Origin of the sequence: Streptomyces sp. NPDC096013, from assembly GCF_044763565.1 — a bacterium.
Taxonomy (GTDB): Bacteria; Actinomycetota; Actinomycetes; order Streptomycetales; family Streptomycetaceae; genus Streptomyces.
The window spans coordinates 668,737-681,360 of record NZ_JBIWGK010000001.1; the positions used below are offsets into that span (position 1 = coordinate 668,737).

Sequence of the window (12,624 nt, forward strand, 5' to 3'; positions counted from 1 at the left end):
AGGGATACGGTCCGGAGGCGTGCGCGTGCCGGGGACCCGGTCACGCGCCCGGCGAGCCTGTCAGATCACGGGAGGACGGCCGAGCCGGGTCAGCCGCCACACGGTACGCCACCGGATGGGCCGGCGCGGCCCGCAGGGGGTGGTCCAGCCCTCCTTGAACCCGCCGAACCAGGCCTGGAGAGCCGGGCGCGAGGGGCGGCGCAGAAGCGTGAGCAGCAGCCATACCCCGAGGTAGACGGGGACGAGGGGCGCGGGGAGGTTGCGGCGGGCCAGCCAGACCCGGTTGCGGGCGACCATGCGGTGGTAGACCGCGTGCCTTGAGGGCGCGGTGGTCGGGTGGAACAGCACCATGTCCGCCCGGTAGTCGATCATCCAGCCCGCGTCGAGGGCCCGCCAGGCGAGGTCGGTCTCCTCATGGGCGTAGAAGAACTCGTCCGGGAGTCCGCCGACCTCGGCGAAGACCTTCGTGCGGACGGCGTTGGCGCCGCCGAGGAAGGTGGTGACCCGGGAGGAGCGCATCGGGTCGGAGGCGCGCAGCCGCGGGACGTGCCGGCGCTGGGTGACGCCCGTCTCCGGGTCGGCGATGCGGAAGCTGACGATGCCGAGGCGGGGATCGGCGGCGAAGGCCTCCCGGCACAGCTCGGCGGTGTCGTGCCGGGCGAGGAGCCCGTCGTCGTCGAGGAACATCACTATGTCGACATCGCGACCTGCGGGCCCGAAGGCCTCCAGGCCGACGTTCCGGCCGCCGGGGATGCCCAGGTTCTCGGGCAGTTCCATGGTCCGCACGCCCTCGGGGACGTCCGGGACGGGCGAGCCGTTGCCGACGACGACCGCCTCCACCCGGTCGCCGTCCTGCTTGGCGACCGAGTCGAGCAACGCCCGCAGTTCGTCGGGGCGGTTGCCCATGGTGATGATCACCGCGCCGACCTTCATGCCGCTCACTTCAGCCTGCTCGACGCGAGGATCGACACCAGGTGCAGCAGGGTCTGGAGCAGCGCGATGCCGGCCAGTACGGCGACGCCGAGCCGCGAGAAGTACAGGTCGCCGCGGACCTGGTCGACGATCGCGAGGACCAGGATCAGCAGGGTCGCCTCGATGCCGAGGATGAGCCGGTGGAACTTGAAGGCGGCTGCGGCCCGGCGGGCCAGTGCCATCCCGGAGGACCGCATCTCGGCGGCGGCCTCCTGGACGGGGGCCTTGCCGGTCTGGTGGCGGGCGACGCCGACCAGGTCGGTCTCGGCCTTGATCAGGATCGCGCCGAGCGCGGCCAGCGTCCCGAGGAACGCCCACAGCCAGTCGATACGGCCGCTGCCCCACAGGTCGGCGGCGCGCAGCCCGAAGCCCACCAGCACGGCGGCGTCGGTCAGATAGGCGCCGACCCGGTCGAGGTAGACCCCGGCGAGGGAGTACTGCTTGCGCCAGCGGGCGATCTCGCCGTCGACGCAGTCCAGCAGCAGGTACATCTGGACGCACACCACGCCCAGCACGGCGCCCGTGATCCCCGGCACCAGCAGCGCCGGGGCGGCGAGCACGCCGAAGACGGTCATCAGGTACGTGAGCTGGTTGGGCGAGACCCTGGTGTTCACCAGGTAGCGGTCGACCCGCAGGGACACCTCACGCATGTAGAGGCGTCCCATCCAGTGCTCACCGCTGCGCCGGTCCTTCACCCCTGCGGGGTGGACGACGGGACGGAGTTCAGCTACCGATGGCCTTGACATAGTCGGCGTAGATGTCCTTGATCTGGTCGGTTTTCAGGTCGAGGTGTTCGAGGATGGTGTAGCGCCCGGGGCGGGTCTCCGGAGCGAACTCCACGGCGCGGACGAACTCGTCCACCGTGAAGCCGATCTCCTCCGGCAGCACCGGCAGTCCGTGCCGGCGCAGCACCTCGGCCATGGCGGCCGATTCCTCGTGGGCCCCGCGGAGGTACATCGCGAAGGCCGCGCCCAGTCCGCACTGCTCGCCGTGGGCGGCGGCGCGTTTGGGGAAGAGCAGGTCGAAGGCGTGGTTGATCTCGTGGCAGGCGCCGGAGGCCGGACGGGAGTCACCGGAGATCGACATGGCGACACCGGTGAGGACCAGCGCCTCGGCGAGCACCTGGAGGAAGGCGTTGTCACCGACCCCGCCCGGGTGCCGCAGCACGGCCTCACCGGCCTGCCGGGCCATGGCCGCGGCGAGCCCGTCGATCTTCTCGCCCTTGACGCGGTTGGCGAGCTCCCAGTCCGCGATCGCGGAGACGTTGGAGATCGCGTCCCCGATGCCCGCCCGCACGAAGCGGACCGGTGCCTCGCGGATCACGTCGAGGTCGATGACCACGGCGATCGGGTTCGGCACACCGTAGGAGCCGCGGCCCGCGTCGTTGTCGAGGGTGGCGACCGGCGAGCAGAGACCGTCGTGCGCGAGGTTCGTCGGTACGGCGACCAGGGGCAGGCCGACGCGTGCCGCGGCGAACTTGGCGCAGTCGATGATCTTGCCGCCGCCGAGGCCCACGACCGCGTCGTAGTGACCGGCCTTCATGTCGCCGGCCAGCCGGATCGCGTCGTCGAGGGTGCCGCCGCCGACCTCGTACCAGGTGGCACCGGGCAGGCTCGGCTCCAGGCGCGCGCGCAGCCGGGCACCCGAGCCGCCGCTGACGGCGACCGCGAGCCGGCCGGAGTGCGAGATGCGCTGGTCGGCGAGGACGCAGGCAAGGTCGTCGAGGGCACCCGGGCGGATGTCGACGACGACGGGCGAGGGGATCAGCCGGGTCAGTACAGGCACGCGATCTCCCGCCCCTTGGCCAGATCCTCGTGGTTGTCGATCTCGACCCACTTGACGTCACCGATCGGGGCGACGTCGATCCGGAAGCCGCGGTTGACCAGTTCCTGGTAGCCGTGCTCGTAGAACTGCTGCGGGTCGGTCTCCCACACGGTCTTGAGCGCGTCGGCCAGGTCGGCGGTGGCGTCGCCCTCGATGAGGGTGACGCCGATGTACTCGCCGGTCGCCTCGGCCGGGTCCATCAGCTTGGTGATCTTCGTCATGCCCTTGGCGGGGTCGACGACGACCTTCATCTCCTCGTCCGCGAGGGACTTGACGGTGTCCAGCGCGAGGATGATCTTCTTGCCGTCGCCGCGCGCGGCGAGCAGCGTGCGCTCGACGGAGACCGGGTGGACGGTGTCGCCGTTGGCGAGGATCACGCCGTCCTTGAGGGCGTCACGTCCGCACCACAGGGAGTAGGCGTTGTTCCACTCCTCGGCCTTGTCGTTGTCGATGAGGGTGAGCTTGAGGCCGTACTTCGCCTCGAGGGCCGCCTTGCGCTCGTAGACGGCCTCCTTGCGGTAGCCGACGATGATCGCGACCTCGGTCAGACCGATCTCGGCGAAGTTGCCGAGGGTGAGGTCCAGGACCGTCGGTTCGCCCTCTATGCCCGCGGGGCCCACCGGCACCAGAGCCTTGGGAAGGCTGTCGGTGTAGGGGCGCAGACGCCGTCCGGCGCCGGCCGCCAGCACGAGGCCGATCATGCGGGTTCTCCTTCATCGTGTACGGCGGGCGCCCCTGCGGACACCCAGAAGCGGATGCTCTCGAAGAGCACCAGCAGGGCCACGGCCACGGCGAGGACCGTGAGCGCGACCGTGAACTGCGACGCGGTGAGTGCGGCGGCGAGAACGGTGACGAGCAGCGTCCGCCCCTCGTGCCCCCCGATGGCGCGCACCAGCCAGGCCGGGGACGCCCCGGCGTTGCCGCGGATGCGGTACACCGTGTCGTAGTGATGGTAGGCGACGGCGGCCACCAGGCCGAAAGCCGCCGGAAGCGCTCCGTTCACCTCCGCTTTGGCCGCGAGGATCAGCACGGTGCAGTACTCGGCCGCCCGGAAGACCGGGGGGACGAGCCAGTCGAGGGTGCCCTTGAGGGGGCGGGACAGGGCCTGACCGGCGGTGACGGCGTAGACGAAGGCGCCCGCCACGGGGGCCCAGGTGACGCCGGAGAAGAGGGAAAAGGCGAGGACCGCCGTGCCGGCGGCCGCGAGGAGGAGCGGCGCACCGAGGCGGCCGGGGTTCACACGGTCCACGAACGCCGCCAGGGGTCCGTTGTCCGCGAGGTCCGCCAGCGCCTGGGCCGCCCGGTCCGTGCGCCGGGCCTTGCGGGTCAGGGAGCGCAGCACCCGGCCGGCCGTCGTGTACGTCGCCGCGAAGGCACAGCCGACGAGGAGGACGTAGAAGGTGATGCGGGGGGTCGTCACGGCCGTGAGGACGGCGATCATCGCCCATCGTTCGCCGATGGGCAGGACTATCATCCGGCGCACCCAGACCGTCCAGCCGACGCTGTCGAGCTTGTCGGAGAGTGCCGCGGTGGGGCTGGTGTTGGCGGTGGCGTCGTGGTTTGCCTCGTTGAAGGAGAAGTCCACGACGTGCCGGCAGGTCTGAAGGATCATCGCGCCGAGCGCGAGCGCCCAGACGTCGTCGCCGCCCCGGGCCGCGCCCAGCGCGAGGCCGGCGTAGTAGGCGTACTCCTTGGCGCGGTCGAAGGTGGCGTCGAGCCAGGCGCCGAGCGTCGAGTACTTCAGGGCGTAGCGGGCGATCTGGCCGTCGACGCAGTCCAGGACGAAGGACGCGATCAGCAGGACGCCGGCCGCGACGAATCCGGGGCGGGTGCCGGTGGCCGCGCAGGCCGCCGCGATCAGAGCGGTGAGCAGGGACGCGGTGGTGACCTGGTTCGGGGTGAGGCCGCGGCGGGCGCACCAGCGGGCGATGTAGCGGGAGTACGGGCTGATGAAGTGCGTGGTGAAGAAGCCGTCGCGGGACTTCACTGCCGACTTCAGGCGTACGGCCTCGTCGTCGACGGCGGCGACGGCCTGGCGTGCCTCGTTGCGGGTCTGCGGGTCGGCGGGGACCGTGGCGACGAGGCTGCCCAGCTCGGGGCGGTGCACGTCGCAGCCGTCGGCGTCGAGGGCGGTGACGACGCGGTCGGCGAGGTCGTCGAGGAGGACCGTGCCGCCGCCGGCGGAGTGCTCGCGGGCGACCGCGCGGGTCAGCGCCTGACGGCCGGCCGGCTGCGCGGTGACGGCGCCCGGTACCGCGGCGAGCGGGAAGCGCGGGTCGGTGAGGCCGAGGCGCAGCGCGTGCAGGTGGCCGACGAAGCGGGCGTCCACGACGGCGACGCGCCGGTCACCGGGGACGGCCGCGAGGAGCGTCTCCGCCTCGGTGGTGTCGGCGGCGGTCCGGACGTCGAAGCCGAGCGACCTCAGATCGGCCTCGATCGACGATCCGGGGACCGGCTGACCGGTGAGGATGGCGGTCGACAACCGAACTCACTCCCTGGGTGCCGACGCTCGGGCGCCGGTCATGTGCATGGTGGTGGCGCCCATCGGGTGACACCCGGGCGGCATGTCGGCAGAGGCTATCGGATGCTCTCAAGCCCGTGTTCACCGGCCGTTCATGGCCTGATCAACAGGGTCTGCCAGCGCCTCCGCCGAGATCATCATCAGGGATTCGGGGCCCGGCCGACAAACCGCACCCGTCAGACCGGGCATCGCGGGACATAGCGGAGGCCCTCTCCGTATCGGCATAGGGTGAATGCCCATGACATGGCTGATCACCGGCGGAGCCGGATACATCGGGGCGCATGTGGCACGGGCGATGGCGGGCGCCGGGGAACGTGTCGTCGCCCTGGACGACCTCTCCGCGGGAGACCCCGCTCGCCTTCCCGAGACCGTTCCGTTCGTCCACGGCTCCTCCCTGGACGGCGGCCTCCTGAAGCACGTGTTCGCCGAGCACGGCGTGAGGGGGGTCGTGCACCTCGCGGCACGCAAGCAGGTGGCCGAGTCGGTGGCACGGCCGACGTACTACTACCGCGAGAACGTGGGCGGCCTGGCGACCCTCCTGGACGCGGTCGCCGAGGCCGGCGTCCGGCGGTTCGTGTTCTCGTCCTCGGCGGCGGTCTACGGCGACCCGGGCACGGACCTGATCACCGAGGACACCCCGTGCGCGCCGGTGAACCCGTACGGCGAGACCAAGCTCACCGGCGAGTGGCTGGTCCGGGCGGCGGGCGCGGCGCACGGCATCGACACGGTGTGCCTGCGCTACTTCAACGTGGCGGGGGCGGCGGCTCCGGAGCTGGCCGACACCGGGGTCTTCAACATCGTCCCCATGGTCTTCGACCGGCTCACCCGGGACGAGGCCCCGCGGATCTTCGGCGACGACTATCCGACCCCGGACGGCACCTGTGTCCGGGACTACATCCACGTGGCCGATCTCGCCGAAGCCCATCTGGCGGCGGCCCGGCGCCTGGCCGACGGGGGCGCGGAGGGCGACCTGACGGTCAACATCGGCCGCGGGGAAGGGGTGTCGGTCCGTGAGCTGGTCACGGTGATCGGCGAGGTCACCGGGGACCGGCGTCCCGCCGTCGTCGAGGGACGGCGTCCCGGTGACGCCCCGCGCGCGGTCGCGTCCGCCGAGCGGGCCGCCGCGGAGCTGGGGTGGACGGCTCGGCGCGGGGTGCGGGAGATGGTCGACTCCGCGTGGCGCGGGTGGCGGGCGCACCACGGCGGCTGATCACCGCACCACCCTGACCTGCGATTCGTTTGCGCAGGTCAGGGCACATGACAACGGTGTTCAGTGCCGCGTTGCCCGATACCCCCCGCCCGTAGTTCACTGTGATCCGGAGCAGTAGTCAGGAGGGCGGCTTCCCATGGGGGCAGGGCACGACCACGGGCATTCTCACGGTGCTCCCGTCACCGGTACGGCGGCGGCCGCGTACCGGGGCAGGCTGCGTGTCGCGCTGGGGATCACGCTCACCGTGATGGTGGTCGAGGTCGTCGGCGGGCTGCTCGCGGACTCGCTCGCGCTCATCGCGGACGCGGCCCACATGGCGACCGACGCGCTCGGCCTCGGCATGGCCCTCCTCGCGATCCACTTCGCGAACCGGCCGGCGAGCGGCAACCGCACCTTCGGCTACGCCCGCGCCGAGATCCTGGCGGCGCTCGCCAACTGCCTGCTGCTGCTCGGCGTCGGCGGCTACGTCCTGTACGAGGCGGTCCAGCGGTTCGTCACGCCCGCCGACACCGAGGGCGGGCTGACCATCGTGTTCGGTCTGATCGGCCTGGTCGCGAACATGATCTCCCTCACGCTGCTGGTGCGCGGCCAGAAGGAGAGCCTGAACGTGCGGGGCGCCTTCCTGGAGGTCGCCGCGGACGCGCTGGGCTCCCTCGCCGTGATCATCTCGGCCGTGGTGATCCTGACCACGGGCTGGCAGGCCGCCGACCCGATCGCCTCCCTCGCCATCGGCCTGATGATCGTGCCCCGCACGCTGAAGCTGCTGCGCGAGACCCTGGACGTCCTCCTGGAGTCGGCCCCCAAGGACGTCGACATGCTGGAGGTGCGCTCGCACATCCTGGCGCTCGACGGCGTCGAGGACGTCCACGATCTGCACGCGTGGACGATCACCTCGGGCATGCCGGTGCTCTCCGCGCACGTCGTCGTCCGCTCGGACGTGCTGAACGCCATCGGCAACGAGAAGATGCTCCACGAACTCCAGGGCTGCCTCGGCGACCACTTCGACGTGGAGCACTGCACCTTCCAGCTGGAGCCCAGCGGCCACGCGGAGCACGAGGCGAAGCTCTGCCACTGACACCCGCGTGGTGCTCGGCGAGGCCCCCGGACTGACAGGATTCGACCGGTTCGGCCTTGAGTGCGCCCGTCCCGCGTACACCCCTGTCCGTACGGCCTCGGTGCCACCCCCGGACGGTTCCCCCGTCGCCGCGCCGGGCACGATGAACTGCCGGGAGTGCCTGATTCGTACGGCAGACTTGGCTTGAGGACCGATGTGAAGGATGGGTATGCCGACCACACCTGCCACCGCGACGCCCAGCTCGTCGAACGGCACCGCTGAAGCGATCTTGCTCGAACTGGTCGACGAGAACGGCGTGACGATCGGCACCGCCGAGAAGCTCGCCGCCCATCAGCCGCCGGGGCAGCTGCACCGCGCCTTCTCCGTCTTCCTCTTCGACGAGCAGGGCCGGCTCCTCCTCCAGCAGCGGGCGCTCGGCAAGTACCACTCCCCCGGTGTGTGGTCCAACACGTGCTGTGGCCACCCCTACCCCGGCGAGGCGCCCTTCGCGGCGGCCGCCCGGCGCACGTACGAGGAGCTGGGCGTGTCCCCGACGCTGCTCGCCGAGGCGGGCACGGTCCGCTACAACCACCCGGACCCGGACTCCGGTCTGGTGGAGCAGGAGTACAACCACCTCTTCGTCGGCATGGTGCAGTCCGCGCCGCGGCCGGACCCGGAGGAGGTGGGCACGACCGCGTTCGTGACCCCCGCCGAGCTGGCGGAGCGGCACGCGAAGGACCCGTTCTCGTCCTGGTTCATGACGGTGCTGGACGCGGCCCGTCCGGCGGTCAGGGAGCTGACGGGCCCGTCCGCGGGCTGGTGAGCGGCGCTACGGCAGCTGCGCGCGGGTGAGCGGCAGGGCGGCCCAGATCACCTTGCCGCCGCTCGCGGTGTGCTCGACGTCGCACACCCCGCCCGCCTCCCGGGTCACCTCGCGCACCAGCAGCAGTCCCCGGCCGCCGGTCTCGTCGTGGTCGGCCACCAGGGCGGTCGGGCGGTAGGGGTGGTTGTCCTCGACGGACACCCGCACCCACTCGGCTCCCACGGCGACCTCCACGGCGAGGGTCGGCGACAGCAGCGCCGCGTGCCGGACCGCGTTGGTGACCAGCTCGGAGACGATCAGCAGCAGCCCCTGCAACACCTCGTCCGAGAGGGGCACGCCCTGCCGGTGGAGCAGGTCCCGTACGGCGTGCCGCGCCTGCGGGACGGAGACGTCGACGGCGGAGGCCGTGAACCGCCAGACTCCCTCGTACGGCAGCGGGCCCGGCGGGGCGGAGGCGGAATCCGGGGCGGGAGCGGAATCCGGGGCGGGATCCGATCCGGGATCCGGAGGATCGTCTCTGCCGCCTTCTGGGCGTGGGGCCGACCCACGCCCGCGGTTCTCCATCGTCCGGTCGCCACCCTTGCGCTCGATTGTCACCACACGACGAGTGTTGGCATCGACCCGCGCCACCCCGGATGACTGAACAGAAGTCAGCAGTTATCGGACGCTTTCCGATCGTTGCTGCGGGGATCGGTCGACTCCAGGATCGCCGGTGTTCCTCTCGTACCGACTTCGCGAACTCTTCGGGTTGTACGTAGCATCCGGCCCATGGAGCCTCGCCTGCTGCACGACGTGACCGGCTCGGTCGCCACGGTCGTCATCCACCACCCCGGCAAGCTCAACGCGATGACCGCCGAGATGTGGCGGGCGCTGCCGCCCCTGCTCGACACGTTCGCCGCCGATCCGGGCGTACGGGCGCTCGTGCTGACCGGTGAGGGCGGGACCTTCTGCGCCGGTGCCGACATCTCGACGCTGCGTTCGGAGCCGAGTGCGGCGCAGGGGCTGTCGGTGCTCGCGGAGGAGGCGCTCGCGGCGTTCCCGAAGCCTGCGGTGGCGGCCATCCGGGGGCATTGTGTCGGCGGCGGGGCGCAGTTGGCGGCGGCGTGCGATCTGCGGTTCGCGGAGGAGGGCGCGCTGTTCGGGGTGACTCCGGCGAAGCTCGGGATCGTGTATCCGGCGTCCGCGACCAGGCGGCTGGTGTCGCTGGTCGGTCCCGGGACCGCCAAGTACCTGCTGTTCTCAGGCGAGTTGATCGATGCGGAACGTGCGCTGCGCACGGGCTTCGTCGACGAGCTGCTGCCCGAGGGCGAACTCGCCAAGCGGGTCGCGGAGTTCACCCGGGTGCTGGTGTCCCGCTCGCAGCTGACTCAGGCGGCGGCGAAGGAGTTCGCCAACGGCCGTACGGACAGGGACGGTCACTGGAGGGACCAGGCGCGCGGCAGCGGCGACACCGCCGAGGGCGTCGCCGCGTTCCTGGAACGCCGGAAGCCGCGCTTCACCTGGACCACATCCGGGACTACGTCATGACGAACCGGCTGTTCGCGCGGAACCTCTCGACGAGGTGGGCGGGGGCCTTCCGCGGGGACCCCGCGTCGTAGGGCGGCTGCGGGTCGTACTCCGTCAACAGCTGTACGGCCTGGGCGTGTTCATCCCCGGCGATCCTGCCGAGCAGGGTCAGCCCCATGTCGATGCCGGAGGAGACCCCGGCCGCGGTGACGTACTTCCCGTCGGTCACGACCCGCTCCCCCGTCGGCTCGGCGCCGAACCGCCTCAGCTGCTCCAGCGCCAGCCAGTGCGAGGTCGCCCGGCGCCCGTCGAGCAGCCCGGCGGCGGCCAACAGCAGGGAGCCCGTGCACACCGAGGTCGTCCAGGTGCTGGTGGCATCGGCGGTGCGCAGCCAGTCCAGGAGGGGCGCGTTCTCCATCTGCGGGGTCTGACCGGGGCCGCCCGGGACGACCACGATGTCGGGGGCCGGCACGTCCGCGAGGGCGCGGTCGGCGACGAGTGCCAGGTTGCCGCTCTCGTTGCGGACCGGGCCAGCCGCTTCGGCGACGAAGACGGTCTCGGCGCCGGGGAGGCGGCCGAGGGTTTCGTACGGGCCGACGGCGTCGAGGGCGGTGAAGCGGTCGAAGAGGACGATGGCGATCTGCATGGGGTTCCTTCCGGTGGTCACGGGATGCGTGCGCGGGAGGTCTTCCGGCGGCCGGCGGGCACACGCGCGCTGGGCGTCGGACGTCGGGCGTTCAGTGGTCAACGAGCGATCGCGTGGAAGCGGCGGCGGTACTCGGCCGGGGGTGTGCCGAGGGTCTTGAGGAAGGCGCGGCGCATGGACTCGGGGGTGCCGTAGCCACTGGCCCGGGAGATCTCCTCGACGCCGTCGGCGGTGTCCTCCAGGAGGCGGCGGGCGTGTTCGAGGCGGACGCGGTCGACGTAGCGGCCGGGGGTCATCCCGGTCTCGGACTGGAAGGCGCGGGCGAAGTGGCGGGGCGAGAGGCGGGCGCGGGCGGCCAGGGTCTCGACGCTCAGGTCGTCGCCGGGGTGTTCGGTGATCCACTGCTGGACCTCGCGGAGGGGTTCCCGGTGGGCCGTCTGGGCGGCCAGCTGGGCGCTGAACTGGGCCTGGTTCCCGGGGCGGCGCAGGAAGACGACCAGGTGGCGGGCGATGGTCAGTGCCGTGTCGCGGCCCAGGTCCTCCTCGACCAGCGCCAGGGCGAGGTCGATGCCCGAGGTGACGCCCGCCGAGGTGGAGACGTGGCCGTCACGGACGTAGATCGGGTCGGGGTCGACCTCGACGGCGGGGTGGTCGCGGGCGAGTTTCGCGCAGTACGCCCAGTGCGTGGTGGCCCGGCGGCCGTCCAGGAGGCCCGCCTCGGCGAGCAGGATCGCCCCGGTGCACACGGAGACCAGCCGCTCGGCGCGCGGCCCGTGCGCGCGCAGCCAGTCGGTCACGCGCGGGTCCGGGCCGCGTGTGCCGGGGCCGCCGGGGACGAGAAGGGTGTGCGGGGCGGGCGCGTCGGCGAGGGACGAGTCCGGTACGACGGTCAGACCGCTGGAGGTGCGCACCGGGCCGCCGTCCAGGGAGGCCGTACGGATGCGATAGGTCCCCGGGACCCGCGCCTCGGCGCCCGCGAAGACCTCCACGGGACCGGTGACGTCGAGGCTCTGGACCTCGTCGAAGAGGACCAGCAGGACGGTTCGCATACCGTCGATTCTTCGCGCCCCGGGCATTGGCCGCAACGACGGATACCCCACCTTTCCTGCCATGCCGTACCGGCGCTTCCGCGTCGTACCGACCAGTCGGTAACGTGACCGTCATGACTACTGCCGCCGTAGATCCCCGTGCCGGGCGCCGCTGCCACAACGCGCTCAACTCCCTGCACGCCACGCTCTACTTCTCGCCCGACCTGGGGAAGGAGTTCGGCGCGCTCGGCATCACCCAACCCGCGGCCGTCAATTTCGCCGTGCGCGCGGCAGCGATGGGCCCGGTCGGCCCCGGCACGGTGACGGCGGCCTTCTACAACTACAAGTACGCCCTCGTGGCCCGGCACGTGCCCGCCGTCTGGGAAACCGCCTCCCCGGAGCAGTGCCTTCACGCACGCGCGCGTGCCGTCGACGCGACCCTGCGGCGGCTGCTCGGCGAGGACGTGGTCGCGTCGGAGGAGATGGCGGAGGCCGCGCGGCTCGCGCTGCGGGCCGCCGAGGCGTGCACACGCCCTGGCCGCCCCCTGTACGCGGCGTACGCCGACCTGCCGGTCCCCGAGGAGCCGCACCTCGCCTACTTCCACGCGGCCACGCTGCTGCGCGAGCACCGGGGCGACGGCCACCTGGCCGCCCTGCTGTCCGCCGGACTCGACGGCCTGGAGGCCGTGGTCACCCACACCGCGACCGGCAGGGGCACGACCCCGAAGTGGGTGTTCCGCACCCGCGGCTGGAACCAGGAGGAATGGGACGCCACGACGGAGCGGCTCCGCGAGCGCGGACTGCTCGACGGGGAGGGCGAGTTGACCGAGGCCGGGGTCGCGCTGCGCGCCGGGATCGAGTCGGAGACCGACCGGCTGGACCGGGCACCGTACGAACACCTGGGCGCCGAAGGGGTCGTACGTCTGACCGAGCTGGCCACCGGATTCGCGCGGCGCGCGCTCGCCGCCGGGGCGTTTCCCCGGGATCTGCTCGGCAAGAGCTAGAGACCGGGCCCGCAGGACAGCGCCCTGATCCCCGGT

General features: G+C 72.0%; 13 protein-coding genes. 5 read left to right on the top strand and 8 right to left on the bottom strand.

Annotated features, from left to right (window positions below; translation table 11 throughout):
* Window positions 1-60: 60 nt before the first annotated feature.
* Genes ACIRB1_RS03000 through ACIRB1_RS03020 form a run of 5 tightly spaced genes read right to left on the bottom strand, consistent with a single transcriptional unit; the run spans window position 61 to window position 5,278 of the window.
* Entirely contained in the window at window positions 61-933 is an 873-nt protein-coding gene (locus tag ACIRB1_RS03000; protein WP_352181366.1) for a glycosyltransferase, read from the bottom strand.
* A 5-nt stretch (window positions 934-938) separates the two neighbouring features.
* Window positions 939-1,718 carry a CDP-alcohol phosphatidyltransferase family protein gene (locus tag ACIRB1_RS03005; protein ID WP_352181081.1) on the bottom strand — a complete coding sequence of 260 codons (780 nt, stop codon included), beginning with the start codon at window positions 1,716-1,718 and terminating at the stop codon, window positions 939-941.
* Window positions 1,696-2,757, bottom strand: a complete 1,062-nt coding sequence (locus tag ACIRB1_RS03010; protein WP_403464356.1) for an iron-containing alcohol dehydrogenase family protein — start codon at window positions 2,755-2,757, stop codon at window positions 1,696-1,698. The genes ACIRB1_RS03005 and ACIRB1_RS03010 overlap by 23 nt, the downstream gene beginning before the upstream one ends.
* Entirely contained in the window at window positions 2,745-3,497 is a 753-nt protein-coding gene (locus ACIRB1_RS03015) for a phosphocholine cytidylyltransferase family protein (RefSeq protein WP_328827249.1), read from the bottom strand. Before ACIRB1_RS03015 ends, ACIRB1_RS03010 begins: the two co-directional genes overlap by 13 nt.
* On the bottom strand, window positions 3,494-5,278 hold the full coding sequence (locus ACIRB1_RS03020; protein WP_403464357.1) for a DUF5941 domain-containing protein: 1,785 nt from the start codon (window positions 5,276-5,278) through the stop codon (window positions 3,494-3,496). The genes ACIRB1_RS03015 and ACIRB1_RS03020 overlap by 4 nt, the downstream gene beginning before the upstream one ends.
* Before the next feature lie 277 nt (window positions 5,279-5,555).
* On the opposite strand from ACIRB1_RS03020, the gene galE reads away from it, so the two are divergent.
* The 3 genes from galE to idi all read left to right on the top strand — a co-directional run bounded on the left by galE (window position 5,556) and on the right by idi (window position 8,404).
* Complete coding sequence (gene galE, locus ACIRB1_RS03025) at window positions 5,556-6,527, top strand: UDP-glucose 4-epimerase GalE (protein ID WP_403464358.1); 972 nt, start codon at window positions 5,556-5,558, stop codon at window positions 6,525-6,527.
* A gap of 136 nt (window positions 6,528-6,663) precedes the next feature.
* The gene (locus ACIRB1_RS03030) at window positions 6,664-7,602 is read left to right on the top strand and encodes a cation diffusion facilitator family transporter (protein WP_403464359.1); all 939 of its coding nucleotides are present in this window, start codon (window positions 6,664-6,666) and stop codon (window positions 7,600-7,602) included.
* Window positions 7,603-7,810: 208 nt separating this feature from the next.
* Window positions 7,811-8,404, top strand: a complete 594-nt coding sequence (idi, locus tag ACIRB1_RS03035; RefSeq protein ID WP_352181076.1) for an isopentenyl-diphosphate Delta-isomerase — start codon at window positions 7,811-7,813, stop codon at window positions 8,402-8,404.
* A gap of 6 nt (window positions 8,405-8,410) precedes the next feature.
* On the opposite strand, the gene ACIRB1_RS03040 is transcribed toward idi, so the two are convergent.
* Window positions 8,411-8,968 carry an ATP-binding protein gene (locus ACIRB1_RS03040; RefSeq protein WP_403464893.1) on the bottom strand — a complete coding sequence of 186 codons (558 nt, stop codon included), beginning with the start codon at window positions 8,966-8,968 and terminating at the stop codon, window positions 8,411-8,413.
* 204 nt (window positions 8,969-9,172) lie between these two features.
* Between ACIRB1_RS03040 and ACIRB1_RS03045 the strand changes: the two genes are divergently transcribed.
* Complete coding sequence (locus ACIRB1_RS03045; protein ID WP_403464360.1) at window positions 9,173-9,931, top strand: enoyl-CoA hydratase/isomerase family protein; 759 nt, start codon at window positions 9,173-9,175, stop codon at window positions 9,929-9,931.
* Here ACIRB1_RS03045 and ACIRB1_RS03050 read toward each other — a convergent pair.
* Together ACIRB1_RS03050 and ACIRB1_RS03055 are read right to left on the bottom strand one after the other, a co-directional pair.
* On the bottom strand, window positions 9,921-10,556 hold the full coding sequence (locus ACIRB1_RS03050; protein WP_352181074.1) for a DJ-1/PfpI family protein: 636 nt from the start codon (window positions 10,554-10,556) through the stop codon (window positions 9,921-9,923). The genes ACIRB1_RS03045 and ACIRB1_RS03050 overlap by 11 nt on opposite strands.
* 98 nt (window positions 10,557-10,654) lie before the next feature.
* Window positions 10,655-11,605, bottom strand: a complete 951-nt coding sequence (locus tag ACIRB1_RS03055; RefSeq protein WP_403464361.1) for a GlxA family transcriptional regulator — start codon at window positions 11,603-11,605, stop codon at window positions 10,655-10,657.
* A 113-nt stretch (window positions 11,606-11,718) separates the two neighbouring features.
* Between ACIRB1_RS03055 and ACIRB1_RS03060 the strand changes: the two genes are divergently transcribed.
* On the top strand, window positions 11,719-12,588 hold the full coding sequence (locus ACIRB1_RS03060) for a hypothetical protein (protein ID WP_403464362.1): 870 nt from the start codon (window positions 11,719-11,721) through the stop codon (window positions 12,586-12,588).
* Window positions 12,589-12,624: the final 36 nt, after the last annotated feature.